The following is a 24,915-nucleotide window of genomic DNA, read 5'->3' on the forward strand; positions in this document are numbered from 1 at the left end:
CTCATGTTTTTTCTTATCCCATCTTTATTGTAGCAAGCCATTGTTAACTGAAGAATGGCATGTATGTAAAGTTATTGTTAATACAGGTTAGCCAATCCCTGTAAAATTTCCCGCGCCACCGGTGCTGCCGTTTTTCCCCCTGATTCTCCGCCCTCGACCAGCACTGTTAATACCACCCGTGGCTGCCGGGTGGGATAAAAGGCGGTAAACCAGCAGTTGAGCTGGCCATTACTGCGCTGGGCTGTACCTGTTTTTCCCGCCACCCCAGGTGCCAGTTCCGCCAGCTGGCCGCTGCCCTGGCTGACTACTAATCTCATCATGCCCTGCAGCTGGCGAGCAGTTGCCTCCGAAAGCAGGCGCTGGGGCTGCGCCGGCGCAAAGCGACTTTCTACCCGACCAAAATCGTCCCGGATTTCCTGGACCAGGCGGGGTTGAATGTCTATCCCTCCGCGGGCAATCAGGGCAGTCAGACGGGCAACTTGCAAAGGTGTCAACTGCATCTGCCCCTGACCGATACTGAGATTGGTGAGGTTATCCTGCCAGACCCGGTTCCAGTCCGGCTGCTGATAGGCATGGGGATAACCGGTGACCACCGCTGTTAACAGCTGTAATTTACGCTGATAGCTATAAAGTTTATCCGCACCCAGGTTGCGTCCCAGCCAGACAAAATAGGGGTTACAGGAATAGGCTAGAGCCTCCTGTAAAGTATGCCCTCCTTTAGGATGGGGAACATTGACCTTTACCCCGGGCACTTTGCTGCATTCGATCCAGGTCTGAGGAGTGACCAGTCCCTCTTCCAGAGCAGCAGCGGCCACCAGCAGTTTAAACACCGACCCGGGCTCAGTTGGCCACATGGTACGGTCAACAAATTGTAGCGGTTCCGGTTGGGCAGGCAATTGAGCCGGGTGAAAGGTGGGCCGACTGGCCAGTGCCAGCAAATCCCCGTCCATTTTCATCACCACCACCGCTCCTCTGAGCTGGCGGTGGTCCAGCACTGTTTCCACCAGCCGCTGCACCCTGGCATCAAGAGTCAGAACCAGATGGCGACGGCGTTTGCTGGGCTGATAGCCGCCATTCTGCCCCTGCAGACCTTTGATCATCCTGCCCTGACCATCCTTGACTACTGCTGCCACCCCTTCCGGGCTCACATCCCGCAGTTCCCGGTCATATAAGGCCTCCAGCCCGGCCCGACCCAGCAACTCCCCGCGGCGGTAATCCCCGCGGGGCAGCTGGCTTAAGCGTTTTTGGTCCGGATAGCCCAGATAGCCCAGCACATTGGCAGCCAGGGGGTGGGGTCCATAGCGAAAAGTTACGGGCTTTAACATTACACCTGGCCAGCGGTAGGCATGTACTGATTGCCATGCCTCCTGACTGACGGGATAAGGCAAAATTACTGCCTCACCATTAAACCGGGCCAGAATCTCCTCCAGAGGTTGGCCCAGAAGATTGGCCAGCCGCATAGCAGTATGTACTTTGTTTTTAACCAGGGCTGGAAAAACAATAATCCGCCAGTCGGTATAGGAATCAGTAAGGGGTTTGAGATTGCGGTCATAAATCTGTCCCCTGGGTATATCCTCCAGCCCAACCGCCCAGGTCTGCTGTTTCCAGGCCTGCCGGGCCAGTTCAGGCCCTCTTACCACCGTCAGCCAGCCCAGGCGCAGCACTAGCGGAAGATAAAAAAAGAGGAAAAAGACCAGGCCGAGCTTAACCAGCCGGCGCCTGCGCTCCATGGCTGTCGCCTCCTGTCCTTTTTCCTCTCATTATTCCTCATTTTTCAGTAAGCTATCCAGTATTTCCACCGGAAAAGGGCAATGCCGTAAAAGCTCCAGAGCTTCTGCCCTTGTATCAGGGGTACAGTGAATAACCACCAGCCCCTGTTTGCCATCAGCGGTACTGACAATGCCTATACTGCCATGCCCTTCAAAAATCCGGTCCAGCAAAAGTATATCAGCCGGGTTAAGGCGGGCATAAATCTTGCATTCCGGATGGTGGTCAGCTGCCAGCTGCACCCAGGTCGCCATTTTTTATCCCTCCAGACTGTCACTGTTTGGCACGTCTTAATAAACTACCAGCCGGAATTCCTGCTACGCCCGGGAGCAAAACCAGCTGCCGGGGATGAGGAGCCCGGTCGATTGCTTCGCCGGCTTCGTTGAACATCTTTTCTACACGCAATTGCCGGTTGGGCCCAAAGGAAGTAAGCACTTCCAGTTCCTCCCCTGTGGCAAAAGGGCCGCGCTGTTCCAGCCACAGTCCCTGTGGGGTTTCCTCCCGTACTATGCCAACAAAATCGTATTCCCGAATATAGCCGGCAGAGAGATAATGCTGTCCGGCCTGTTGCGGGGGCCAGCCCAGGAAAAAACCGGTAGTATAAGGCCGATGGCTGACTTTGGCCAGTTCCTCCAGCCACTCCTCCCGGCACTGCCAGCCCTCAGGATCAGCCAGCCAGGCATCGATGGCCTGCCGGTAAACTTTTACCACCGTACCCACATAGTGAACACTTTTCATTCGACCTTCAATTTTGAGACTGTTCACTCCTGCTGCCATTAGCCGGGGCAAATATTCCAGCAAACAGAGGTCAGCAGAGTTAAAAATATAGGTCCCCCGTTCATCTTCCAGAATGGGATAGTATTCTCCCGGCCGGGTTTCCTCCACCAGGGCATAGCTCCAGCGGCAGGCCTGGGCGCAATCTCCCTGGTTGGCATCCCGCCCTGTCATATAGCTGGAAAGCAAACAGCGACCGGAATAGGAAATGCACATGGCTCCATGGACAAACACTTCCAGTTCTGTCTCAGGGCAGTAGCGTCTGATTTCGCCAATCTCCTGCTCAGTCAGTTCCCGGGCCAGTACCAGCCGCTCTGCCCCCTGGTCAGCCCAGAAACGAGCCGCTTCCTTATTGGTAATATTGGCCTGGGTGGAAATATGCAAAGGCAGGCGCGGGGCATAGCGCCGGGCCAGGCTGAATACCCCCGGGTCGGCGATAATCAGCCCATCCACTGCCAGTTCCTGCAATTCCTCCAGGTAGGCCGGCAAATCCTCCAGATCCCGGTTATGGGCAAAAATATTCACTGTTACATATACTTTCCGTCCCCGCTGACGGGCATAATTCAGCCCTTCTTCCAGCTGGAAGCGGGAAAAGTTGCCGGCCCGGGCCCTTAGCCCAAAGCGCTGTCCAGCCAGATAGACGGCATCAGCGCCAAAATCAATGGCAGTTTTCAGTTTTTCCAGATTGCCCGCCGGGGCAAGTAATTCTGGTTTCATTCCTATTTCTCCTCCAGAGGTGTATCCAGATTGGCCAGGTATTTGGCCTTGTTGCGCAAATGCTCAGCCCAGGTACGACTAAAAGCATGTTCCCCATTGCGGGAAACCACAAAATAGAGGTAATCCGCTGCTGCCGGGTTAACTGCCGCCTGCAAGGAAGCATGGCCAGGAGCAGCAATGGGTCCAGGCGGCAAACCTTTGATTTTGTAGGTGTTATAAGGAGAAGCCACTTCCAGATCTTTATAGTAGAGACGGGCCCTGGGTTTACCTAAAGCATACTGCACGGTAGCACAGGACTCCAGTTTCATCCCCTGGCGCAGGCGGTTGAGGAAGACCGCTGCCACTTTGGGCCGTTCCCGATCCACTTTAACTTCCCGTTCGATAATAGAGGCCAGAGTGATGGCCTGAGCGGGAGTCAGCCCCAGGGCCCGGGCTTTAGCCACAAACTCCGGGGTGATTTCCGCTGCCATGCGCTGGGCCATAATGCGGATAATATCCTCGGCCTTCGTATTTAAAGGAAAATCATAGGTGGCTGGGAATAGATAGCCTTCCAGGCGCTGTGGGCCCTGTAAGTTCCCCGGTTGCCAGTAGTCATAGGGCAACTCAGCCTGGCTGGCAGCCTGCAGAAACTCCTCCGCCTGCACCAGACCTTTCTTTTCCAGTAATTCGGCCATCTGCGCCAGGGTATAACCTTCCGGAATAGTCACTTTCACAGTCGCTACCTTACCTGAAGTCAGAGCTGACCAGATTTCCGGTACTGACAGATTTGCCGCCAGCAAGTAGGGTCCCGGTTTGACTTTGCGGTCCAGGCCCTGCCACTGCCCATACCAGCGAAAAGCCAGTGCTGATTTGATCAGCCCCTGCTGTTGCAAGCGTCGGGCCAGTTCCGTCACACTATCCGCCGGCTTGATTTCTACTACCTGACCCTGCCCGGAGGCTGCTGCCGGTGCCAGGGCCTGCTGCCACCAGCTGTTCAGGCCCAGCAAACCACCGCTCCCCAGCAAGCCGATAAACAGGAGCAGAATTAAGAGTTTCCGTCCTTTCTGAATTACAACTACAGGTGCTGTCATTTGCTTTCCCCGCTTTCTCTCCCTGTCTGCCTTCATTATACAGGTTTCGGCAGGCGGGGACAAGCTGTCGACAAAAAGAAACAGCCCTCCCCGGGCTGCCTTGCTATTTTTCCCGCTCCGGCGGTGCTGCCTCTTTGGCCAGGTCCAGCATGAGCTGAGCCTCATGCAGTCGTTTGGCCACTTCTTCCACTACCAGTTCCATGTGGACCCCTTCAGTGGCTACCACAGGGATAATGGGTTTGTGGCGATAGATGCGTTGCAGAAGTTTAATATTGGAGCTGCTGACACTGCGAGGAGTCTCGTCGATCTTGGTAACCACGATAATATCCGCCTCATCCAGCAGCACATTGGATGGCTCCATGATGATCTCCGCCTTGATACTGGCTGGTACTACCGTTACCAGGATATCGGCCAGCCGCCGGCTTTCCGCTGATTTATAGCCATCATTGATACCCACTGCTTCAATCAGGGCCACATTGGGTTCTGCCGCCACTTTCGGCAGGTCCCGCTGGGAAACGTGGCCTAACTCCAGCACCGACCGGACTTTATTGAGTTCATCCAGCGCCTTTCTGGCGTGTTGAATCAAGCGATTTTTCTCTCTGATCTGGTTGACGGTCTGCCGCACCACCCGTTCGATATCCTCAATCACATCCTGTCCCGGTGGCGGTACCGCAATGGTGAGATAGGTGGCATCAATACCTTTGAGCAGATAGGGTTTTTCATCCTGAATCCCCGACCCCACCGCCAGCGGCTGCCAGTTGCGCTGCTTCAATCCCCGGTACAGTTCCCCCAGTATGGTGGACTTCCCGGCATCATTGCGCCCGGCCACCACTATCTTTTTCATGTCCCCGACCTCCTTTGCCATCTTCCTTAAAAGATTATATGCCAGAGGTGGGACTGACTTGCCAAAAATTATAGTTCTGGAGCCGGTACCGCTGCTGGTGCAGCTGGTCCTGTACCGACGGCATAGACCCAGTTTTTCGGTTTATAATAACTTTTAGTCACTACTTCCCGTTTCAGCACCTTACCTTGCCGGTCCTTGATAATACGAACAGTATAATGCCGGTAACCCCGGTGGCCTTCTTCTTTAACCACCTTTTGCCCTTTCGGCAGGTTAGGGTCTTTCACGGTAATGACTTTCGGTTCAATTACCTGAGTAATCTGATCTATCAGTTCCACATTGACATTTTCCGCCGGATCGCCAAAAACCTTGAAAATCAGGCGATTGCCCGCTATCTGGGATTTGAGGTATAACCAGTGATTGCGGTTATTGCGAAACTTGAAATCCAGGCCACCATAGGTAACCGTAGCATCCCGGCCAACAGGTACATATTTGACAGGAATAGAGTGATTGGTGCGCTCGACGATTTCCAGTCCGGCCAGGAGAACGCTATTATAAAGAGTGGTTGAAACCTGACAGACACCACCACCAACCCCTGGAACCAGTTCATTATTTATAATTACTGGCGCGTCCCGGTAACCCGCTTCTTTGGAACGAGGTCCAACGATTTTGTTAAAGGAAAAGACCTGGCCCGGAGCCAGCAGGACACCATTGACAGCATTGGCTGCCACCATTACATTATAAGCTCTGTCCACATTTTTCGGATCAAAGGTGGTAGAAAACTGACTGATAATCGCCTTGATCCGCATATTATCCAGGGTTTCCCGGTTTACCGCCGGTTCTACCGGTACCCGTGCCAGCTGGATGGGTTTGGCCTGACGTTCCAGCAATGCCGGTTCCAGCTGACGCAGGGCTGCCTCCATGTCCAGCTTGCTGCCCTGTTTCCCCGGAATATATACCACCTGGTCAGCAGCATTGACGGTCAGTTCCCAGTCCACGGGCTTGACATATACCGCCTCTGCTACTGTTTCCAGCTGCTTGCGGGCCAGGGTTAAATCCACTTTTTCTTTGAGGGGTACTTCTGCCGGTTGCTCCTGCAAGCGCCGTCGAGCCTGCCATTCCTCCCAGGGCCAACCGCCGCGCCCCTGGGCCCAGGCCCAGTCCAGCATGGCCTGCAAGTCCCAGCCATAGCCCAGTTCCTTTTTACTGAACTGCCAGCTGCGGTCTTCCAGGCGTAAAGTCACCAGCCGTTCCTGTTCCTTGTTCTCTTCGGTAGCCAGCAACCGGGCTGCTTCCTGCCGGCTTTTCCCTCCCAGGTTAATGGTACCAAAATAAACTCCCTCCACAATGGTATCATTCCCCAGCACTTTCTGTACTGCCAGCCAGGTTCCGGCCAGGGTGCTCGTTAGTACCAGCAGGACAATGACTGCCAGCTTTTTCATCCCTTTTCTCCCCCATCTTTCTAAAAAATGAAACAAAGACGCTTTCATATAGAAAGCGTCCAGTGCTCAGCTTTAGTCTTCGAAATCTTCGGCCTCCAGGCTTGCTTCCCAGTATTCCGCTGCCCGGTCGAACTCCTCATCATCTTCGATGTCTACCAGGATATCTTCCCCATCTTCAGTGATTACTTTGAGGATAACAGCTTCTTCTTCATTGTCAACAGCCTGCAGTACAGCATAGCGGTTATCGTCCATTTCAAAGACATCGATAATTTCAAACTGATGCTCATTGCCTTCCTCGTCTTCCAGGATGATCACATCTTCTCTTTCATCTACCATTTTGATTCACCTCTTCTATCAGAATAATTGTATTTTACTCCAGCCGGCAGCTTTTGTCAATTGCGCTGCCTGTCCAGATATCCCTGCAGGATGACAACCGCTGCCAGCTTATCCACCACCTGCTTGCGCCGGGCCCGGCTCACATCGGCAGCCAGCAGGGTCCGTTCCGCCGCTAAAGTGGATAGGCGTTCATCCCAGGTTTCTACCGGTAGCCCCAGCACCTTTTCCAGATTTTCTTTAAACTCCATCACTAATTGTGCCCGCGGACCGTAGGTTCCATTCATATTCCGGGGCAAACCCACCACGATTTTTTCCACTTCCTGCTCCTGGCAGAGCCGGGCCAGTTCCGCCAGATCCTGCTGCAGGCTGGTCCGGCGCAGTACCTTCAACGGCTGGGCCGTCCAGCCCAGCGGGTCACTGAGGGCAATGCCGATAGTCTTGTCCCCTACATCCAATCCCATTATCCGCATATAGCCAGCTCCTCTTAAAAGATTTTCAAACAAAAATCAGGACAAACCGCTGAGCAATAACCGCAGAGCAGACATTTGTTCCGATCAACTTCCACCTTTTCGCCCTGCAGGTACAAAGCCTGTTGCTGACAGCGTTCAACACAGCGTCCACAACCCTGACACCAGTCCTCAATATGCAGGCGGCGGGGCTGGCTGCTGATCCGTGCTGCCGCCTCGTGAGGTGGTGTTTGGCCACTGAAAAAGGCCAGATTATATTCCACTTCTGCCTCACTTTGCATGCCGATGGCTACCGCCGCAATCCCGGGGGTAGACAGAACAAACTGCAGAGCTTCTTCCCGCCGGCTTAACAAATTGCCACCGGCCAGAGGTTTCATGCTGTAAATGCCTTTTCCCGCTGCCGCCGCCCGGGCAATAGCCTCTGCCATGGCCGCAGCATCCCCGTCACCGATGCCAATTCCAGCCAGATTATACAGAGGATGAATAACTGTCAGCTCAGGAAAAGCCAGAGCCGCTTCCACCCCGGCAATGCGGTGAGTGGACAGGCCTACCTCCCTAATCAGCCCTTTTTCCCGGGCCTGCAGCAGATATTCCACTGCCTCCCAGTGACCTCTGACGGTGTGGATGGATTCCTGTTCATGCAGGAGAAAGATATCGATCACATCCCGGTCCAGTTCCCGGCGGGCTTCCTCCAGAGCCGCCGCTGCCCCTTCCCTGGTATAGGCATAGGTTTTGCTGGCAATCACCACTGGCTTATCCCAGCCCCTCAACGCCTGGCGGATATAAGGATAGGTTCGGTATAGCTGGGCGGTATCGATAAAATTAACCCCCAGCTCCAGGGCGTAGCGCAACACCGCCGCACCCCGGTCCAGGGGAAGATTTGCCTGCAAGGGCCCAATGGTAAGAGCCCCGAAACAGAGGCGGGATACTTCAATTCCAGTTTGACCTAACTGCCGGTATTCCACGTCATCCTCCTGTTAGAGCTGATTTAAATAAGTCTTTACAAGTTCTTCCAGCAACTCATCCCGCTCTATCCTTTTGATCAGGGAACGGGCCTGGTTATGGTTGGTAATATAGGCCGGGTCACCGGATAGCAAATAGCCAACCAGTTGATTGATGGGGTTATAGCCCTTTTCTTTCAGAGCCGCATATACCTGTTTCAGGATCTCCCGGGCCTGGTTCTCCTCGCCATCCCGCTGGAACATCATGGTTTCATCATGGATATTATTCATTCTTTTCAGCCTCCCTTGCCGGTTGCCCAGGCTCTCTTACCATAATATTCGCCACAATTGTTTTTTTTCCTCTTTGTGTTGCACAAAATTCCAGCCAGCAGGCATGCAGTTCCTCATCAATGAGATTAAACCAGAGGATGGCTTCTATTTCCCTGTCTCTCACCTGGCGCAACAACTGCCGATAGGAGGAAATGGCCTTTTCTTCCCCCAGTACCGCTCCCCGCAAAACCGTTTCCCAGTTAGCCAGTATCCTGGTCCCGCTGATCAGGGCGGACAGCCCCATTCGGCTGAGCCAGTAACCCCACTGACTTTCCATAAACTCTGGCAACCCCTGGACTTTACCGCCGATGGTTAGCAAGAGACCATTGATATTGCGGACATGCTCTTCTTCAATGGCCGCCAGGCGCAGTAAACCCTGGCGCTGGTGCCTGGTCGGGGCAGCCCTGGCCATCATCTGGTAGAGAGCAACCTGGCCCTGTTCCAGAAAGAGAAATTCATTGAGCTGGTTAATCAGTTCCCTGGTTTTCACCAGTGATACACCACCCCGAAACCGCCCGGAGGCAAGGTCCAGTTGATATTGCCCTGAGGGCAGGCCAGTTCACAGGCTCCACACTCCACACACTGCTCCTGTTCAATCCTGATTCTGTCTCCCTGCCAGTGGAAAACCCCGCTGGGACAGATGAAGGTACAGGGATGTTCCGGACATTTTTTGCGACAAAGGGCAGGATTTTTCAGAGAAATATGTTCTACCGGGGACGGATGAATTTCGGTTTGCATTAAAATACCCCCCAGTTTTTGATCCCGGCATAGAGATCCTTTACCGTTTTGCCCAGTTTCTGATAATTGACAAACATCCTGACAATCCTTTCCTTTTTCTCCTTTTCGGTGATTAAACCCTCGGTAAAAAACTCATAGGCACTCTGATTGGCCAGTCGGCTGATGAGAAAATCGCTGTCGGAATAATGTTCATAATAGCTGAGGGCATCCTTCCCTGCCTTGATGTCCTTCATAAAGAAAGTGTCATTAAGTTTGCGGGCATAGGCTCCCAGCATTTTGGCAGTAAAATCCCCCCGGGCTTTGGCCTGGATAATGGTTTCCGCCGCATACTTGCCGGTAAGCATGGCCAGGTCCGAGCCCCTTCGCCCGGATATCATCACGGCTGCATCCCCCGCTACCAGCAAGCCATCCCGGTATAGTTTTGGTATCCCCTTATATCCGCCTTTGGGAATCAAGTGGGCCTGGTATTCTATGGGTTCAGCCCCTGCCAGCAGCTTTTTCATAATGGGATGCTGCTTGAAGCGGTCCAGCAGCCATCTGGGACTTAGGCCCTTTTTAATCAGGTCATCCAGAAAACCGCCCACTATAATGGCCACCGTGTCCTTCATCGTCCAAATGCCGGCTTTACCAATGGCCCCGCCGGTGGGCCAGCCCAGCAGGCCGATAGTAGCGCCCAGGCCGGCAGGCAGATTAAAGCGGTCCTCGATTTTTTCCGCCGGCAGGGCCAGCACTTCCCGCACATAAAGGGTAACGGCATGGGGAGGAATCTGGGAACGCAGACCCGCTTTTCTGGTCAGCATTGCCATGACTCCCTCAGCCAGTACTGTCACATCCGCCAGAATGCGCTCCCCACCGTCCACTTCCACCCCGATTACCTGCTTGCCTTTTAAGACCAGATCCCGGGCAGTGGTATTGCAATAAAGCCGGGCCCCCGCTCTGACCGCCTGGTCCGCCAGCCAGCGGTCAAACTGGCTGCGGTGTACACAGAACTTATTGTAGGGCGCACGGCCAAACTTCAGACCGGTAAAACCCACATTAATCGCCGAGTCTTCTTCCATCAACCAGAGTTCATCCTTTACCACCGGCCGCTCTAGCGGAGCTTCCTCCCAGAAAGCCGGTACCAGCAACTCGGTGGGCTGACGATAGATGGTCCCGCCAAAAATATTCTTAGCTCCGGGATACTGCCCCCTTTCCAGGAGACAGACAGAAATTCCGTTACGGGCCAGGGTCAAAGCTGTGGCAGCTCCGGCAGGTCCGGCCCCGACCACTACTGCATCATAATGCTCAGGCATATTTTACCTCCCCTGTTGGCAGACTATTGATGAGGTGATGAGTATGGATTTTACTACAACTTCCTGGTTTACCTTTCTGGTTAACCGCTTCAATTTATATTTTTTCCTCCTCTGCCTTTTCTGTGGCCTGGCCCTGCTGCTTCAAGGCCAGTGGTTGCTTCATCAGGGCCAGATCAGGGAAGCCAAACTCTCCGTATACGGGGGCTGGTTCTATCTGGGTCTGGGTCCCGGTCTGTATCTGGGCTTGCGACTGCTGAAAATGATTTTTTGATTATTCCCGTACCCCACTGCGCCGGATATGGGCTTCCACCCGAACTGTTATCGGCATCTCCGCAAACAGGCGCGGCCATTCTTTCTGCCGGGCCTGCCAGTATTGCGGCCAGCGCCGGTACACCTCATTACATAACTTCAGAGCATCGGTTTCATGCCTTTGCATTTTCTTTGCTGTTGCCAGGCAGGTTTGGCGGATATCTTCTGCCAGTACCTCTTCGATGCGGCGCAGCACCTGTACATCTTCCCCATGTTTACGAACATGGGTAATTTCCGCCAGGTCTCCTTCCGTACGAATGCGAAACTCCACTTCTGGCCCTGTTTCCGTCAGCCCCACCCGGCGGAAAACGGTGGCATCTGTGATGCGAAAGGAAACCTGATGCTCAGGATGGCCCGGTTCATTAATGGTAACCGTTCCTCCCTCCACCCGTCCCATCAGCCAGGCATAGCCAGCCACCTCCTGGCCATTGAGCCAGTCCACCAGCTTTCCCTCTTTCAATAAAGCAGCCCCTCGCAGGGAAAACTGTTTGCCGGTGGCTATCACCCGGGGAACTACCACACCTTGCTTTTCCAGTAAAGCATGCAACACCTGGCCCACATTTTGCCGGGGTGCCATGGTCAGGGTATAGCGGCGGTTATCCAGGCTCTCGGCAATGGCCAGAGCAGCCGGTTGCCGGGTCTCCATGCGAATTTCCAGCACTTTTCTGGCATCCCCTTTGGCGATGAGCATATCAGTCCCCAGCCTGACCTCGGGATTGCGGGCAAAAAAGTCCAGCAAAGGTCCCACTCCGCTGCGGGCCACCTTTTCTCCGAAAATGATCACTTTCAGATGTTCCAGTGAGGGTGGACGATTGCTGGTATCCACCAGCAGGCTAAAAACCTGTTGCAGACTCTGGCCTGTACCGCTGATATTCAGACCCGGACTGGGTTTGGTTCCTCCCTCGCCACCACCTCCGGCCATGGCTTCGGTAATAGCCCGCTGCATGGTGACCTGAAAAACCTCTTTGTGCTCAACCGTCGGGGGCCGATCAATGGCCAGGCCCAGCACAAATCCCCGTTCCTCGATCTCCCAGCGGTCCCAGCAACCGCTGAGAAAAAGCAATATCCCCAGCGTTCCCAGAATTGCCAGTTTTCTCATGCTCTTTTCCTCCTCTGCCACCAGGCCAGAGGCAGGAGCAGACCCAGGGGATAGAGAAAAACGAAAATCCCGCCTGCATAACTGAGCCAGTGCAGCAAATAGGCCCGTTGCTCGATATTCTCCGGCACCATGGCCAGAAAATAGAGAACCGGCAATTGCAGCCAGGCCACCGGCTGGAGCTGGCGCAGGCCCAGCAATCGATTCAGGGTCTGTAAAGCCAGAAAATAGGTAATGGCTATACTGTTAAAGGAACTGAGGATCCAGAAAATGATGAAGAATAAATCCAGGCGCTCCAGAAAGGCACTGGCCGGTAAAGTGGCCGCCATAGACAGGGATACAATGGGATAGAGCAGAAAATGTATCTCTTCCCGGCCAAAAACGGCCTGAGCTACAATTACCAGTACGGAAATTACCAGCCAGGGCAGCATAATGCCCCCCAGCAGCCATGCTCCCAGCTTCTCCTGGCTTGACCGTTTCACATTGGGAAAGAAGAAATAAAGGACCCCCACGCCGATAAAACTGGTTATCGCCAGGGGCAAACCGCGTACCACCGGCAGCCAGCCCTGTTCCAGCAGGGGCATCAATTCACCGAAGTCAGCATTGTACAAAGAACCCAGGATGATGGTAAGAAAAAAAACCAGTATCAGAGGTACAAACAGCTGGACAATCCGAGCGATACTCTCTGCCCCGCCAGTGATGAGGGGCAGACAGGTGAGCAACATAGCAATCACCACCACATCCAGAGGGGTACGGCTGAGCAAAAAGACCTTGATGACATCACTGAACATCCGGGTATTGATGGCAGTTATCATCAAAGCAAAAAGGGCAAAGAGCCAGCCCATAATCCAGCCCGGAATTTTTCCCAGAATTTCCTGGCCATACTGGATAATATCCTGGTCCGGAAAATAGCGGGCCAGGCGATAGGCCAGCCAGACCAGTAAGGGCAGGAATGCACCACTGCCCAGGACAGTCAGCCAGCCATCCGCTCCGCTCAACCGGGAAATGTCCCGGGGCAGGCTCAAAAACCTCACCCCGAGGATGGTAGCAATCATCAGCATGGCCAGCCCTTTGCCACAAATTTTTTCCTTCTGGCTCATGGTTTGTCCCCCATTCGCACCTCATCTCTGGCATTAAAAGTCGAAGGCCTGAGTTTCATGGCCTGCCAGGGCAAACGGAAAATTACATCCTTCCAATCCCGTAAATTAAACGGCACTGCCGGCTGAATATACACCACTCCAAAGCTCTTCAAGCGGACAAAATGGATATTGAGTAAAATAAAACCCAGAATAACTCCGTACATACCCAGCAAGGCCGCCGCAACCATGAGGGGAAAGCGCATCAGTCTGAGGCCAGCGGCCACATTGTAATGAGGGATAGCAAAGGAAGCGATGGCGGTAATCGCCACAATGATGATCATGATCGGACTGGCAATGCCCGCCTGTACCGCTGCATTGCCGATGACCAGACCGCCTACAATGGATATAGTCTGGCCAATGGCCCGGGGTAAGCGGGCCCCCGCTTCCCTTAACAGCTCAAAGGAAATCTCCATCAATGCCGCTTCCACAAAAGCTGGAAAGGGCACCCCGCCCCGGCTGGAAGCAATTGCCATGGCCAGTTTGGTAGGCAGCATCCCCGGATGATAGCTGGTTATGGCAATATAAGCCGCTGGCGTCAGGACAGAAAAGAAAGAAGCGATGAAACGCAGAAATCGAGCAAAAGAGGCTACCTGCCAGCGTTCATAATAATCTTCCGGGGACTGGTACAATACCGGCAGGGTAGCAGGTAACAGCAAAGCAAAAGGGCTATTGTCCACCAGAATGGCAATCCTGCCTTCCAGTAATCCTCCTACCACTTTATCCGGCCGTTCCGTGTGTTGTAACTGGGGAAAAGGCGACCAGAGGTTATCTTCAATGAGCTGTTCCACATAACCTGCTTCAATCAGGGCATCCAGATTGATTTTGTCCAGTCGGCGGTTAACCTCCTCTACCAGCTCCGGAGGAGCCAGATCCTTGATATACATCACTGCTACATCAGTCTGACTGCGTACCCCTAGCTGGCGTAAATCCACCACCAGGCGGTCATCCCGTATCCGCCGCCTCACCAGGGCGATATTAACCATCAGGGTTTCCACAAATCCGTCCCGGGGACCCCGAATCAAGGCCTCAGTAGCTGGTTCAGTGATGCTGCGGGCTGACCAGCCCCGGGTGGAAACAATCAGACAGTGGGAACAATTCTGCAGCAGAACCAGGGTATCCCCGGCCAGCAATGCTGTGACGGCCTTGTTCACATCTTCCTCCCGTTTAACTCCGCCAGCACTGAGTAAATGGTCCATGACTTTTTCCAGCCCAAAGGTGCCGCGAAATTCCCGGCCTGCGGGGTAGTCAGTGGACAGAATTACCAGTGGTTTCAGCACCTGTTCCTGCAAAGTGGTTTTGTCCGTCAGGCCATCCACATAAAGCAGGGCTCCCCTGGCCCCACTGGCCCCAATGGTAAAGTTACGCCAGATTATATCCTTCCCTTCCCCCAGCCGTTCTTTTAGAAGTTGCAAGTTTTTCTCCAGATCGGCACCAAACTTTGCAGCTACCATGTATCCCTCCCCCTTTCCTCTGTTTATGTATTTTGCTACTTTGCGCCAGATAGTATGCAGGCAAAGGAAAAGGGACAGTCCCTCAACTGTCCCCACCTGCTCAGATAACTTCTATTGTCCAACTGGCAGAAAAAAGCTCCTGAACCGGCTTGTAGGCCAGTCAGGAGCCTTTTCCCTATCAGTGAGCTGTCCGCCTAACCGTTGAGCTATCGAGAAAAGCCAGCCACTCCTGAAAAACTTCCTGCCGCCGCCGGTCTTTTTCCCGGCCAATGCATTCCATCAGGAAGTCCAGTTCCCTGTTGTCCATTTCTTCTAACTGTTTGCGGATGGCTGCTACCCGCTCGCTTTCGTAAACGATTTTCATCTATGCACCTCTCCTCGACCTGACTTGTTACCGCAATATTATTCGTCGAGAAGAGGCAAAATCCTTCAGGTAATTTAAACCAGCTGCTGGCTCAGCTGTTGTTCCACCAGACTGTATACCAGCTGTAAGGCAGCATCGGTTCTGGCGGGATCCTTGCCCCCGGCCTGGGCCATATCCGGCCGTCCCCCGCCCCCGCCACCGGCGGCTCTGGCCACTTCCCGGATGATATTGCCGGCATGCAGGCCCCGGCCCAGCAGGTCTCTGGTTACCATGGCGACAAAATTGACCCGTTCCTGGTTGGTTGCTGCCAGTACGACCACACCGCTGCCCAGCTTATCCTTGAGTAAATCTCCCAGATTGCGCAGGGACTCGGCATCAGGTACTGCCACCCGGGCTGCCAGTACCTTGACATCCCGGACCTTGCTGACCTGATTCAGCAAGTCAGCCACTTCCCGTACGGCCAGCTGCTGTTTCAGCTGCTCGACCTCCTTCTCCAGTTCCTTGATCTGAGCCTGAACCTGTTCGGCCCGGCGTACCAGTTCAGCAGGCTGGGTTTTCAGCACTGCTGCTAACTGTTCCAGCTCTTCTTCCTGCTGACGGACCAGAGCCAGTACCCCGGTACCGGTTACCGCCTCAATCCGGCGCAAACCGGCACCAATCCCGCTTTCGGAGACGATTTTAAAGAGCCCGATCTGGGCGGTATTGGTCAGGTGAGTGCCCCCGCACAATTCCAGGGAGTAGTCCCCCATTGCTACCATGCGAACCACATCGCCGTATTTTTCCCCGAAGAGCGCAGTAGCCCCCCGCTCTCTGGCCTCAGCCAGGGAACATTCTTCTGTATTTATGGGCAGAGCCGCCAGGATCTGAGCATTTACCTCATCTTCAATGCGCCGCAGTTCCCCGGCAGTCACAGCCTGCAGATGGTTGAAGTCAAAGCGCAAACGGTCAGGAGCTACCAGAGACCCGGCCTGATTGACATGGTCTCCCAGCACCTGCTTCAGAGCCTTATGCAACAGGTGGGTAGCACTGTGGTTGCGGGCAGTAGCCAGCCGGCTCTCCCGGTCCACCCTGGCCTCTACCAGCATACCTTCCCGAATAACCCCCTCTTCCACTTCCCCGATGTGGACAATCAGGCCATTGACAGACTTCCTGGTGTCAGTGACGCGCACCTTCAGGTCAGGAGCTGTGATCCAGCCCCTGTCCCCTACCTGACCGCCGCTTTCAGCATAAAAGGGGGTTTCATTGAGCACGATCTGCACTTCCTGACCGGATGCAACGGTCTCTACCTGCTGTTCCTCGACGATGAGAGCCACCACATTGGCGGTAGCCTCTAAATGCTGATAACCCAGAAAAGGAGTAGCCCCCATTTTATTGCCCAGTTCAGCCCAGAGTTCCTGCACTCTGGTCAAATAAGCCCCCTCTCCCCGGGCAGCGCGGGCCCGTTCCCGCTGTTCTGCCATGGCCCGGGCAAAGCTTTCCTTATCCACCGTCAGTCCATGTTCGGCAGCAGCATCCTCGGTCAAATCCAGGGGGAACCCGTAAGTATCGTAGAGCAGGAAAGCCTGTTGACCGGAAATCTCCTGGCCCCCGGCGGCCTTGATTTCGGCAATCATTTGCTCCACCAGGGCCATGCCTTCATTCAGTGTGACATGGAAACGTTCTTCTTCCAGTTTGATCACCCGGGCGATATAATCGGCCTTTTCCCGCACTTCCGGATAGGCATCCCCCATCTCCCGGGCCACTACTGCCACCAGTTCATACAGGAAAGGACGGTTAATCCCCAGGATCTTGCCGAAACGTACCGCCCGGCGCAAAATGCGGCGCAGCACATAGCCCCGCCCTTCATTGGAAGGCAATACCCCATCCCCCACCAGGAAGGTACAGGAACGGGCATGGTCAGCGATAACCCGGAAGGGGAAACCCCGTTCATCCCGCTGGTAGGGTTGTCCACATATTTCTTCTACTGCCTTGATATAGGGCAGCAACAGGTCGGTTTCGTAGTTGGAGCTGACATTCTGAATAACAGAGGTGATCCGTTCCAGGCCCATCCCGGTGTCAATAGAAGGCCTGGGCAGAGGAGTCATAGTGCCATCAGCATCCCGGTTGTATTGCATAAAGACCAGGTTCCAGATTTCCAGCCAGCGGTCACAATCACATTTTCCGATAAAGCATTCCGGGGCATCACAGCGAAACTCTTCCCCGCGGTCAATCAGGATTTCTGAACAGGGACCGCAGGGCCCGGTGTCCCCCATGGCCCAGAAATTGTCCTTTTCCCCCAGTCGGATGATTTTTTCCGGCGGCAAACCGGCGATTTCCTGCCAGAGCTGGAAGGCTTCCTCATCATCCAGATAGATGGTAGCATAGAGGCGCTCTTTGGGTAAACCCAGCTCCTCGGTGAGAAACTCCCAGGCAAAGCGGATGGCATCCCGCTTGAAGTAGTCCCCGAAGGAGAAGTTGCCCAGCATCTCAAAGAAGGTATGATGGCGGGCTGTGCGCCCTACCGTATCCAGGTCATTGTGCTTGCCCCCGGCCCGCACGCACTTCTGAGCGGTAGTAGCCCGCCGATAGGGTCGCTGCTCCAGCCCTAAGAAGACATCTTTAAACTGGTTCATCCCGGCATTGGTAAAAAGCAAGGTGGGGTCATTGTGCGGCACCAGCGACGAGCTGGCAATGCGGGCATGGCCCTGCCGCTCAAAATAGGACAGAAATTTTTCCCGAATCTGGTTTCCTGTCAGCATCTGTGTCTCTCCCTTCTAAAACTGCGCACTTAAAAGAAAAAACTCTCACCCCCACAGGGACGAGAGTTTCTCTCGCGGTACCACCCTGGTTACCGGCCTGAAACCGGTCACCTCATGGAAAGCGCTGCTTTCCTGGCTGTAACGGGCCCCCCGGGCCCGGTCCTCCCGGGCCGGCTCCGGACTGGCTGTCACCCGCTCACGCCAGAAACCTTGCAGCCTGTGGGTTTCCTCTCTGGTGACGGAGTAATGGGCAACTCGGTCCTTCTTCGCCTTTGCTCTCAGTCATGATGGAATATTGTAGCATAAGATGGGAGAATTGTCAAACTGGTACTCAATATTCGAGCCCTTCATTAGCTAACTCTCTTAGAGCTAGTTCATATTCTTTTATAAAACTAGTTACCAGACTAACATAGTTGTTATCTATATCATTCTGCATTTGTGCATTATCTTCTTCGTGGCTGTTTTCAGTGTTGCGAATTAGCATATTACCACCTCCCAACTACTATGTTAGTACAGTTCTTACAAATGTAAAGAAAAAACCTTCCACCCTTTAGTGATGGAAGGTTTGCAGTAATTCTCTCACTTCAGCTGTGGTATTGAGTTGCAGGGCCCGCTCCGCCAGTTCAGCACATGCCCTGGCATCCAGTCCGGCAATAATCCGCTTAATCTCTTTGATACTGCCAGCTGACATACTCCACTCATCCAGCCCCAGCCCGACCAGCAACGGTGCCGCCAGGGGGTCTCCCGCCATACTGCCGCACATTCCTACCCACTTGCCTTCCCGATGGGCAGCATCAATTACCAGTTTAATCAAGCCCAGCACAGCCGGATGGAAATAGTCATAGAGATAGGCGACTTTTTCATTCATCCGGTCAACGGCAATGGTGTATTGCACCAGATCATTGGTCCCGATGCTGAAGAAATCCACTTCTTTTGCAAACCTGGCAGCCAGCACAGCGGCAGAAGGTACTTCCACCATAATGCCCAGCTCCAGGCCAGCTTTGAATTCTTTCCCTTCCTGTTTCAAATCAGCTTCGGCTTCCTGATAAATCCGTCTGGCCTCCCGCCATTCCTCCAGACTGGAGATCATGGGGAACATAATCTTGATATTGCCATAAACACTGGCCCTTAAAATGGCCCGCAACTGCGTTTTAAGGAGCTGGGGCTGATTCAAGCCAATGCGGATTGCCCGGTAACCAAGGAAGGGGTTCATTTCTTTTTCCAGCTCCAGGTAGGGTAATTCCTTGTCCCCGCCAATATCCAGAGTCCGGATAATTACCGGGCGTTCGCCCATGATTTCAGCTACCCGGCGATAAGCCTGGAACTGCTCTTCTTCATCAGGCATTTGTTCCCGGTGCATAAAGAGAAATTCAGTACGGTAAAGGCCAATTCCTTCTGCTCCCTGTTCCAGAGCCAGTTCTGCCTCTTCCGGAGTGCCGATATTGGCCACAATCTCAAAGCATTTGCCATCTACTGTACAGGCAGGCCTGTGGGCAAAAGCCTGCAGTTCCTGCAAACGTAACTGCTCTGCTGCTGCCTTCTCCTGATATTCTGTCAGTGTAGCCTGTTCAGGATTGATTATACACAAACCTGCCTGTCCATCAATCAAAAGGTTATCGCTGTGATTGATGCTTTCAATTTCGGCTCCAACTCCCAGAATAGCCGGTATCCCCAGGGAACGGGCCAGAATGGCGGTATGGGAAGTCTTGCCCCCCACTCTGGTGACAATCCCCTTGACCAGGTTCCGGTTTAGCTGAACAGTATCAGAAGGAGTCAGGTCGTCAGCGACTATAATCACTTCCCGGTCAAGCTCAGCTAAGCTCAGCTGCTGCCCTCCCTGCAAGAGAGTTAACAGCCTCCGCCCCACATCCCGGATATCCGCCGCCCTTTCCCGCAGGTATTCGTTGGGCATCTGTTCGAAGATGCGGGCAAACTCTTCAGTTACTTCCTGAACAGCTCTTTCGGCCGGATAAGAACGGGTCTCCACCCGTTTTATCATTTCCGGATAAAAACCAGGGTCGAGTAAAAAGCTAATCTGGCCTTTAATAATGGTGGATTTTTCTTCCCCCAGTGTTTCCCGGGTATAGTCCACCAATTTGTGCAAATCAGCTTCACACTGCTCTTTCGCTGCCTGCAGTCGCGCCAATTCCCCGGCAATATCCTGCACCTCAGTCAGCTGAGGCTGTTGCTGACTGAGGTGCGGCCGGTAAAGAAACGCCGGACCCAGGCCGATACCGGCTGAAACCCCCAGCCCATAAATGCGTTTTTCTGCCATTATTCCTCACCAAACTTGCTTTCTATTAATTGAACCAGGGCTTCTACTGCCGCCTGTTCATCATCACCTTCAGCTTCTATGGTAATTTTATCCCCTTTGCTCAGGCCCAGAGCCATCACCCCGAGAATGCTCCTGGCATCAGCCTGATGACCACTGGCGGTTTTAACAGTAATCCGGGAGGTAAAGCGACCGGCTGTTTCAATCAACAACTGGGCCGGTCTGACATGGAGACCGGAGGCGTTTTGAAGTTCCACTTCGCGTGCATACATAGTTATTACCTCCAAACTACAGATTTTGTAGCAGGTTGACCAGTTCTTCAGCAGAAGCTACGGTGTGCAATTTTTGCCGGAAATCTTCATGCATCAGTTTGCGGGAAATGGCGATCAATATTTGCAAATGCTCATTTCCTACCTGTTGTTCCGGTACAGCTATCATAAACACAGAAGTTACGGGTTGTCCATCCATAGCCTGCCAGTCTACCGGCTGAGCCAGGCGGGCAAAAGCCAGTCCGGGAGCTTGAACTGCTGCCGATTTTCCATGGGGGATAGCCACTCCGAATCCAATCCCGGTAGTACCGGTTTCTTCCCGTCTTTTTACAGCATGCAGATACTGGTCAAGGTCTGAAACAAATCCGGCTGCAGCAAGAGCCGCTGCCATTTTTTCCATGCATTCTTCCTTGCTGTTAACTGTCAGGTCCAACAAAGTCGTGTTTTCATTCAGCATATTGCTCAGATTCATGGTTATTTCCTCCTCAAATGGTTGGGATAAGGAACAGGAAAACCTGCCCCTTATCCCATTATGCCCTGTTAACAACTTATTTTTGCTTTTTCAACAGGTTGACCAGTAAAGCGGTAACAACAGTACCTATGACAATGGCCAGCGCATACATCGGCAAATTGCCTACCGCATTGGGAATGGGGAGTACGAAAATACCGCCGTGGGGTGCCCGCAAGGTACAGCCAAAGGCCATGGAAAGAGCACCGGTTACAGCTGAACCAATCATGATAGAAGGAATTACCTTGAGGGGATCAGCGGCAGCAAAGGGAATGGCTCCCTCGGTGATGAATGAAATCCCCAGGACTGCGGCTGCTTTACCAGCTTCTCTTTCTTCCTCGGTGTATTTGTGAGGAGCCAGCAATGTAGCCAGCCAGAGACCCAGGGGCGGAGTCATCCCGGCCGCCATGACTGCTGCCATGGGCCCATAAACATCACTGCCCAGCAAACCGACAGCAAAAGTATAAGCGGCTTTGTTGACCGGACCACCCATATCAAAAGCCATCATCGCGCCCAGAATCAGGCCCAGCAGCACGGCATTGCCGGCACTCAAGCTCTTCAACCAGGCAGTCATCGCATCCATGATAGTTTTAATCGGAGTACCAATTACATAAATCATCAGCAGGCCTACAATCAAGGTAGCAAAAAGAGGTATGATGAGTACAGGTTTAAGGCCTTCCAGATTTTTGGGCAACTTAATGTTATCCTTTAGCCATTTCGCTACATAACCGGCCAGGAAACCGGCAGCGATACCCCCCAGGAAACCGGCACCGATCTTAGAAGCCAGCATACCGCCTACCAGACCAGGAGCCAGACCGGGCTTTTCAGCAATGGAAAAAGCGATAAAGCCGGACAGTACAGGCACCATCAGAGCAAAGGCAGAACCGCCGCCGATATCCATCAGGGCTGCCGCCAGAGTCCCTTTTTGTTCGAAAGCCTTGATGCCAAAAACGAAGGAGAGGGCAATCAACAAACCACCGGCTACGACAAGAGGAATCATATAGGAAACCCCATTCATCAGGTGCTTATAGGCGCCAGTCCGCTGTTTGCTTCTTTCTTCCTTGATTTGCTCTACCTGAGCTACATAAGCGCTGGCAGCCGCCTTTTTGTTAAGGGCCTCGTCCAGCAGTCTTCCCGGGTTCTTGATAGCTTCACCAACTGAGGCTTTGACAACCGGCTTGCCGGCAAAACGGCCTTCATCGACATCGGTATCAGCAGCAACAATAATGGCATGAGCGTCGGCAATTTCCTGAGGAGTAAGCGCATTTTCCACTCCCACTGCTCCTCTGGTCTCTACTTTCAGGTCGATGTTTTTTTCCTTAGCTGCTTTAATCAATGCTTCTGCTGCCATGTAGGTGTGGGCAATCCCGGTCGGACAAGCAGTAACGGCTAAAATCTTTTTCATAAAATTTCCTCCCCCTCTTGCTATATAGCTCATCTCCAATTGATAACCTTGACTCGGGCCAGATTGGCCTCCACTTCTTCCCGGGTACAGACCTGGGTTCCCGCTTTGGAAGCTGCAATGGTGCCTGCTGCTGTGGCCCAGGCTGCAGTTTCAGCCAGAGGCTTTTGTTGCAACAAAGCATAGACCAGAGCTGCCACCATGGTATCCCCGGCTCCCACTGTACTCTGCGGCACTATGGGAAAGGGCTCGGTTACGATCACTTCCTCCCGGTTTAACACTACCGCCCCCTTACTGCCCCTGGAGATTACCGCCAGCTCCACTCCTTGTTCCAGTAGTTGACTGCCTGCAGCGATGATAGCTTCCGTATCTTGCAATGAACGGCCCAGCAGATTTTCCAGTTCTGCCAGGTTGGGCTTGACCGCAAAGGGCTGAGCGGCAAGACCAGCGCGCAGGGCCTCTCCATCGGCATCCAGGACTACTTTCACCCCCTTTGCTTTTGCTCTGCTGATCAGTTCCCGATAAGTATCAGCAGCAGCTCCCTGGGGTAAACTACCGCCCAGAATCAGGTAAGCCGTCTGTTCCAGAACTGAATCAAGCAGCTGGTAAAACGTTTGCATACGAGCAGAATCCACTACAAATCCAGGTTCATTGATTTCCGTAGTTTGTCTGGTGGCAAGATCAACCACTTTCAGGTTGGTGCGGGTTTCCCCCGGTACGCTGACAAAAGCAGTCGTTATCCCCTCATCCTCCAGAGCCTTTAACAGCAGTTTACCCTGCATTCCAGCAATGAACCCGGTAGCCAGTACGCTTACCCCGAAATTTTTCAGTACCCTGGCCACATTTACCCCTTTGCCCCCGGGGTCCAGCCGTACCTCCTGAACCCGGTTTAAGCTTCCTGCGGTAAAGCCTTCGACAGTTACCGTCTTATCCAGAGCCGGGTTTAAAGTTACCGTGACTACTGCAGCTGAATTCATTTTGTTTCCTCCTATGGCTGTGCAAGATGAACCTGAACTCCTTTTTTCTTCAAAGCCATCACCACCTCAACGGGAGCAGCAGCATCCATGATGCAGTGATCAATATCGGCCAGACCGGCAAATCTGGCAAAAGAAATGCGACCGATTTTACTGTGGTCAGCCAGCAGAATTACCTGGGTAGCCGCTGCAATCATTTTGCTTTTTACTGCCGCTTCCAGCAGATTGGGAGTGGTTAAACCTTTTTCTAAATCCAGCCCATTGGTAGCGATAAAAACCTTGTCCACCCGTACCTGCTCCAGGGCCCGTTCGGTTATGGGCCCGACCAGGGCCAGCGTCTCCCGGCGCAGACTGCCTCCGGTCACCAGTACCTCGATACCGGGATTACCCTGTAATTCCTGGGCAAAGAGCAGGGAATTGGTGACCACTGTCAGGTGATTGAAGGTTTTAAGCTGCTGTACCAGATGAAAGGTGGTTGTGCCGGAATCCAGTAAAATGGTATCGCCATTTTCAATCAGCTTAACTGCTTCACGGGCAATGGCTTCTTTTTCACTTTTAAACCTGTCTTCTTTTTCCCAGTAAGTGGGTTCAAAATTAACTGCCTGCAACGAAATGGCTCCACCATGGGTCCGGTTTAACAGTTTGGCTTCTTCCAGTTCTTTCAAATCCCGGCGGATAGTGGACTCCGAAACCTGCAAAAAGTTACTGAGCTCCTGTACTGATGCACGACCATGCTTGTTGACATAGTCCAGAATCAGTTGTTTGCGTTCCTCCCCAAACACCTGCCAGCCCCCCAGTGATTGCCTGATTTTGCTCATTTGTTGATTGTTTTTGATTGTTTCTGCTTATTTTTGATTGTAATTGATTGTTCTGGTCTTGTCAAGAGCAGAAAAAAACTTCGGCCCGTTTTAGCCGAAGTTAATATTTCCCTCCAGTTCCTGAAGATATGCCTGAATCGCCGAACTACAACAGCGTCCCGCCGGGTTTTCGTATTCACAGCGCCTGCCACCCATGGCACCGGTGGCCTTGACTATTTCGGCAAAAGTTCTGGCCCCCTTTTCCCAGGCTTCCCGGATCTGCCCTCTGGTTACCCCCTTGCAATAACAGAGGGGAACATCCAGCCCCGGGTCCTTCCACCAGACCTTGACTGTCAGGGCATCCCGGCCAAAAATCTGACCCAGCTCCCGGTGAAAATAAACCACCTGGCATTCCGGATTCTGACAGAGATGATAGTCTTCCTCCACAATCTGTTCGATTAGTCCGGTTTTGAGCAGATTGCGTAAAGTACGGGGGCTTACGGGCTGCCCCTCATTTCCACAGATAGGGCAGCGGGGAATTTGATTCTTTTCTCCGCAACCTTCCTGGCTACAACAGGCTTGTCCACATCCGGCCATGGCCTGACCTGGTTCAAAAAACTTGACTATTTTTATTTTCAGTCAAGTCGGCCCCCAGACCAGGATTTCGCCTCCTTTCCGAATACTTGATTTGCCCCCGCGGGGCAGGGCAACAGGGGACCTCGGCCCGGGAGTTCCACCCGGACGGGAGTACTGCACCGGTTTTTGCTGACCTCCCCGGTGGGAGTATAACTCCGCCTCCCGCGTCCTGTTAGGACGCCTACCGGTTTCTCCGACACCGGCTAAACGGGGTCACCGTACGGACAGGGCCAATAACTTCAGGT

28 protein-coding genes are annotated in these 24,915 nt (G+C 53.4%); 1 reads left to right on the forward strand and 27 read right to left on the reverse strand.

Features of this window, described 5'->3' with window-relative positions; translation table 11 throughout:
• Positions 1-77 precede the first annotated feature (77 nt).
• The 13 genes from B5D20_RS07385 to B5D20_RS07445 form a co-directional block, all read right to left on the reverse strand.
• A complete protein-coding gene (locus B5D20_RS07385; protein ID WP_078665596.1) occupies positions 78-1,730 on the reverse strand; it encodes a peptidoglycan D,D-transpeptidase FtsI family protein in 1,653 nt (550 codons plus the stop codon).
• Between the two features lie 30 nt (positions 1,731-1,760).
• Positions 1,761-2,021: a DUF4911 domain-containing protein gene (locus B5D20_RS07390; protein ID WP_078665597.1), complete on the reverse strand. Its 261-nt coding sequence runs from the start codon at positions 2,019-2,021 to the stop codon at positions 1,761-1,763.
• A gap of 19 nt (positions 2,022-2,040) precedes the next feature.
• Positions 2,041-3,258 (reverse strand): peptidase U32 family protein, encoded by a 1,218-nt coding sequence (locus tag B5D20_RS07395; RefSeq protein ID WP_078665598.1) that lies wholly within the window; start codon positions 3,256-3,258, stop codon positions 2,041-2,043.
• A 2-nt stretch (positions 3,259-3,260) separates the two neighbouring features.
• Positions 3,261-4,328: an endolytic transglycosylase MltG gene (gene mltG, locus B5D20_RS07400; RefSeq protein ID WP_159071923.1), complete on the reverse strand. Its 1,068-nt coding sequence runs from the start codon at positions 4,326-4,328 to the stop codon at positions 3,261-3,263.
• Positions 4,329-4,431: 103 nt separating this feature from the next.
• Entirely contained in the window at positions 4,432-5,172 is a 741-nt protein-coding gene (locus B5D20_RS07405) for a hypothetical protein (RefSeq protein WP_078665600.1), read from the reverse strand.
• A 68-nt stretch (positions 5,173-5,240) separates the two neighbouring features.
• Complete coding sequence (locus B5D20_RS07410) at positions 5,241-6,611, reverse strand: VanW family protein (RefSeq protein ID WP_079932880.1); 1,371 nt, start codon at positions 6,609-6,611, stop codon at positions 5,241-5,243.
• Between the two features lie 72 nt (positions 6,612-6,683).
• Positions 6,684-6,947 carry a DUF1292 domain-containing protein gene (locus B5D20_RS07415; RefSeq protein WP_078665602.1) on the reverse strand — a complete coding sequence of 88 codons (264 nt, stop codon included), beginning with the start codon at positions 6,945-6,947 and terminating at the stop codon, positions 6,684-6,686.
• Positions 6,948-7,003: 56 nt separating this feature from the next.
• Positions 7,004-7,417, reverse strand: a complete 414-nt coding sequence (gene ruvX / locus B5D20_RS07420) for a Holliday junction resolvase RuvX (protein WP_078665603.1) — start codon at positions 7,415-7,417, stop codon at positions 7,004-7,006.
• A 14-nt stretch (positions 7,418-7,431) separates the two neighbouring features.
• Positions 7,432-8,379, reverse strand: a complete 948-nt coding sequence (locus tag B5D20_RS07425) for an aldo/keto reductase (RefSeq protein WP_078665604.1) — start codon at positions 8,377-8,379, stop codon at positions 7,432-7,434.
• A 12-nt stretch (positions 8,380-8,391) separates the two neighbouring features.
• Complete coding sequence (locus B5D20_RS07430) at positions 8,392-8,646, reverse strand: IreB family regulatory phosphoprotein (RefSeq protein WP_078665605.1); 255 nt, start codon at positions 8,644-8,646, stop codon at positions 8,392-8,394.
• On the reverse strand, positions 8,639-9,175 hold the full coding sequence (locus tag B5D20_RS07435; protein ID WP_078665606.1) for a ferritin-like domain-containing protein: 537 nt from the start codon (positions 9,173-9,175) through the stop codon (positions 8,639-8,641). The genes B5D20_RS07430 and B5D20_RS07435 overlap by 8 nt, the downstream gene beginning before the upstream one ends.
• Complete coding sequence (locus tag B5D20_RS07440; RefSeq protein WP_078665607.1) at positions 9,172-9,423, reverse strand: ferredoxin family protein; 252 nt, start codon at positions 9,421-9,423, stop codon at positions 9,172-9,174. Before B5D20_RS07440 ends, B5D20_RS07435 begins: the two co-directional genes overlap by 4 nt.
• Complete coding sequence (locus B5D20_RS07445; RefSeq protein ID WP_078665608.1) at positions 9,423-10,715, reverse strand: FAD-dependent oxidoreductase; 1,293 nt, start codon at positions 10,713-10,715, stop codon at positions 9,423-9,425. Before B5D20_RS07445 ends, B5D20_RS07440 begins: the two co-directional genes overlap by 1 nt.
• 43 nt (positions 10,716-10,758) lie before the next feature.
• Between B5D20_RS07445 and B5D20_RS07450 the strand changes: the two genes are divergently transcribed.
• Positions 10,759-10,986 carry a CLC_0170 family protein gene (locus tag B5D20_RS07450; RefSeq protein ID WP_078665609.1) on the forward strand — a complete coding sequence of 76 codons (228 nt, stop codon included), beginning with the start codon at positions 10,759-10,761 and terminating at the stop codon, positions 10,984-10,986.
• On the opposite strand, the gene B5D20_RS07455 is transcribed toward B5D20_RS07450, so the two are convergent.
• From B5D20_RS07455 to B5D20_RS07510, 14 genes are all read right to left on the reverse strand, one after another.
• On the reverse strand, positions 10,987-12,123 hold the full coding sequence (locus B5D20_RS07455; RefSeq protein ID WP_078665610.1) for a Ger(x)C family spore germination protein: 1,137 nt from the start codon (positions 12,121-12,123) through the stop codon (positions 10,987-10,989).
• The gene (locus B5D20_RS07460; protein WP_078665611.1) at positions 12,120-13,220 is read right to left on the reverse strand and encodes a GerAB/ArcD/ProY family transporter; all 1,101 of its coding nucleotides are present in this window, start codon (positions 13,218-13,220) and stop codon (positions 12,120-12,122) included. Before B5D20_RS07460 ends, B5D20_RS07455 begins: the two co-directional genes overlap by 4 nt.
• Positions 13,217-14,710, reverse strand: a complete 1,494-nt coding sequence (locus tag B5D20_RS07465; RefSeq protein ID WP_078665612.1) for a spore germination protein — start codon at positions 14,708-14,710, stop codon at positions 13,217-13,219. The genes B5D20_RS07460 and B5D20_RS07465 overlap by 4 nt, the downstream gene beginning before the upstream one ends.
• A gap of 178 nt (positions 14,711-14,888) precedes the next feature.
• Positions 14,889-15,074: a hypothetical protein gene (locus tag B5D20_RS07470; RefSeq protein ID WP_078665613.1), complete on the reverse strand. Its 186-nt coding sequence runs from the start codon at positions 15,072-15,074 to the stop codon at positions 14,889-14,891.
• 74 nt (positions 15,075-15,148) lie between these two features.
• Positions 15,149-17,812 (reverse strand): alanine--tRNA ligase, encoded by a 2,664-nt coding sequence (gene alaS, locus B5D20_RS07475; protein WP_078665614.1) that lies wholly within the window; start codon positions 17,810-17,812, stop codon positions 15,149-15,151.
• A 45-nt stretch (positions 17,813-17,857) separates the two neighbouring features.
• Positions 17,858-18,004: a hypothetical protein gene (locus tag B5D20_RS13860; RefSeq protein WP_159071924.1), complete on the reverse strand. Its 147-nt coding sequence runs from the start codon at positions 18,002-18,004 to the stop codon at positions 17,858-17,860.
• Between the two features lie 139 nt (positions 18,005-18,143).
• Positions 18,144-18,296 carry a hypothetical protein gene (locus B5D20_RS13865; RefSeq protein WP_159071925.1) on the reverse strand — a complete coding sequence of 51 codons (153 nt, stop codon included), beginning with the start codon at positions 18,294-18,296 and terminating at the stop codon, positions 18,144-18,146.
• A gap of 66 nt (positions 18,297-18,362) precedes the next feature.
• The gene (gene ptsP, locus B5D20_RS07480) at positions 18,363-20,087 is read right to left on the reverse strand and encodes a phosphoenolpyruvate--protein phosphotransferase (RefSeq protein WP_078665615.1); all 1,725 of its coding nucleotides are present in this window, start codon (positions 20,085-20,087) and stop codon (positions 18,363-18,365) included.
• The gene (locus B5D20_RS07485; protein ID WP_078665616.1) at positions 20,087-20,356 is read right to left on the reverse strand and encodes an HPr family phosphocarrier protein; all 270 of its coding nucleotides are present in this window, start codon (positions 20,354-20,356) and stop codon (positions 20,087-20,089) included. Before B5D20_RS07485 ends, ptsP begins: the two co-directional genes overlap by 1 nt.
• Positions 20,357-20,372: 16 nt before the next feature.
• Positions 20,373-20,825 carry a PTS sugar transporter subunit IIA gene (locus B5D20_RS07490; RefSeq protein ID WP_078665617.1) on the reverse strand — a complete coding sequence of 151 codons (453 nt, stop codon included), beginning with the start codon at positions 20,823-20,825 and terminating at the stop codon, positions 20,373-20,375.
• 76 nt (positions 20,826-20,901) lie between these two features.
• Positions 20,902-22,266: a PTS fructose transporter subunit IIC gene (locus B5D20_RS07495; RefSeq protein WP_078665618.1), complete on the reverse strand. Its 1,365-nt coding sequence runs from the start codon at positions 22,264-22,266 to the stop codon at positions 20,902-20,904.
• A gap of 29 nt (positions 22,267-22,295) precedes the next feature.
• Entirely contained in the window at positions 22,296-23,240 is a 945-nt protein-coding gene (pfkB, locus tag B5D20_RS07500; RefSeq protein ID WP_078665619.1) for a 1-phosphofructokinase, read from the reverse strand.
• An 11-nt stretch (positions 23,241-23,251) separates the two neighbouring features.
• The gene (locus B5D20_RS07505; protein WP_174182996.1) at positions 23,252-24,019 is read right to left on the reverse strand and encodes a DeoR/GlpR family DNA-binding transcription regulator; all 768 of its coding nucleotides are present in this window, start codon (positions 24,017-24,019) and stop codon (positions 23,252-23,254) included.
• Positions 24,020-24,145: 126 nt separating this feature from the next.
• Entirely contained in the window at positions 24,146-24,631 is a 486-nt protein-coding gene (locus tag B5D20_RS07510; protein WP_078665621.1) for a (2Fe-2S)-binding protein, read from the reverse strand.
• Positions 24,632-24,915 lie beyond the last annotated feature (284 nt).

Origin of the sequence: Carboxydocella sporoproducens DSM 16521 (assembly GCF_900167165.1) — a bacterium.
Lineage (GTDB): Bacteria > Bacillota.

Excerpts from the sequence above, each read along its gene's own strand:
- B5D20_RS07385 (WP_078665596.1), bottom strand. The coding sequence starts at position 1,730 with ATGGAGCGCAGGCGCCGGCTGGTTAAGCTCGGCCTGGTCTTTTTCCTC.
- B5D20_RS07390 (WP_078665597.1), bottom strand. The coding sequence starts at position 2,021 with ATGGCGACCTGGGTGCAGCTGGCAGCTGACCACCATCCGGAATGCAAG.
- B5D20_RS07395 (WP_078665598.1), bottom strand. The coding sequence starts at position 3,258 with ATGAAACCAGAATTACTTGCCCCGGCGGGCAATCTGGAAAAACTGAAA.
- mltG (WP_159071923.1), bottom strand. The coding sequence starts at position 4,328 with ATGACAGCACCTGTAGTTGTAATTCAGAAAGGACGGAAACTCTTAATT.
- B5D20_RS07405 (WP_078665600.1), bottom strand. The coding sequence starts at position 5,172 with ATGAAAAAGATAGTGGTGGCCGGGCGCAATGATGCCGGGAAGTCCACC.
- B5D20_RS07410 (WP_079932880.1), bottom strand. The coding sequence starts at position 6,611 with ATGAAAAAGCTGGCAGTCATTGTCCTGCTGGTACTAACGAGCACCCTG.
- B5D20_RS07415 (WP_078665602.1), bottom strand. The coding sequence starts at position 6,947 with ATGGTAGATGAAAGAGAAGATGTGATCATCCTGGAAGACGAGGAAGGC.
- ruvX (WP_078665603.1), bottom strand. The coding sequence starts at position 7,417 with ATGCGGATAATGGGATTGGATGTAGGGGACAAGACTATCGGCATTGCC.
- B5D20_RS07430 (WP_078665605.1), bottom strand. The coding sequence starts at position 8,646 with ATGAATAATATCCATGATGAAACCATGATGTTCCAGCGGGATGGCGAG.
- B5D20_RS07440 (WP_078665607.1), bottom strand. The coding sequence starts at position 9,423 with ATGCAAACCGAAATTCATCCGTCCCCGGTAGAACATATTTCTCTGAAA.
- B5D20_RS07445 (WP_078665608.1), bottom strand. The coding sequence starts at position 10,715 with ATGCCTGAGCATTATGATGCAGTAGTGGTCGGGGCCGGACCTGCCGGA.
- B5D20_RS07450 (WP_078665609.1), top strand. The coding sequence starts at position 10,759 with ATGGATTTTACTACAACTTCCTGGTTTACCTTTCTGGTTAACCGCTTC.
- B5D20_RS07455 (WP_078665610.1), bottom strand. The coding sequence starts at position 12,123 with ATGAGAAAACTGGCAATTCTGGGAACGCTGGGGATATTGCTTTTTCTC.
- B5D20_RS07460 (WP_078665611.1), bottom strand. The coding sequence starts at position 13,220 with ATGAGCCAGAAGGAAAAAATTTGTGGCAAAGGGCTGGCCATGCTGATG.
- B5D20_RS07465 (WP_078665612.1), bottom strand. The coding sequence starts at position 14,710 with ATGGTAGCTGCAAAGTTTGGTGCCGATCTGGAGAAAAACTTGCAACTT.
- B5D20_RS07470 (WP_078665613.1), bottom strand. The coding sequence starts at position 15,074 with ATGAAAATCGTTTACGAAAGCGAGCGGGTAGCAGCCATCCGCAAACAG.
- alaS (WP_078665614.1), bottom strand. The coding sequence starts at position 17,812 with ATGCTGACAGGAAACCAGATTCGGGAAAAATTTCTGTCCTATTTTGAG.
- B5D20_RS13865 (WP_159071925.1), bottom strand. The coding sequence starts at position 18,296 with ATGCTAATTCGCAACACTGAAAACAGCCACGAAGAAGATAATGCACAA.
- ptsP (WP_078665615.1), bottom strand. The coding sequence starts at position 20,087 with ATGGCAGAAAAACGCATTTATGGGCTGGGGGTTTCAGCCGGTATCGGC.
- B5D20_RS07485 (WP_078665616.1), bottom strand. The coding sequence starts at position 20,356 with ATGTATGCACGCGAAGTGGAACTTCAAAACGCCTCCGGTCTCCATGTC.
- B5D20_RS07490 (WP_078665617.1), bottom strand. The coding sequence starts at position 20,825 with ATGAATCTGAGCAATATGCTGAATGAAAACACGACTTTGTTGGACCTG.
- B5D20_RS07495 (WP_078665618.1), bottom strand. The coding sequence starts at position 22,266 with ATGAAAAAGATTTTAGCCGTTACTGCTTGTCCGACCGGGATTGCCCAC.
- pfkB (WP_078665619.1), bottom strand. The coding sequence starts at position 23,240 with ATGAATTCAGCTGCAGTAGTCACGGTAACTTTAAACCCGGCTCTGGAT.
- B5D20_RS07510 (WP_078665621.1), bottom strand. The coding sequence starts at position 24,631 with ATGGCCGGATGTGGACAAGCCTGTTGTAGCCAGGAAGGTTGCGGAGAA.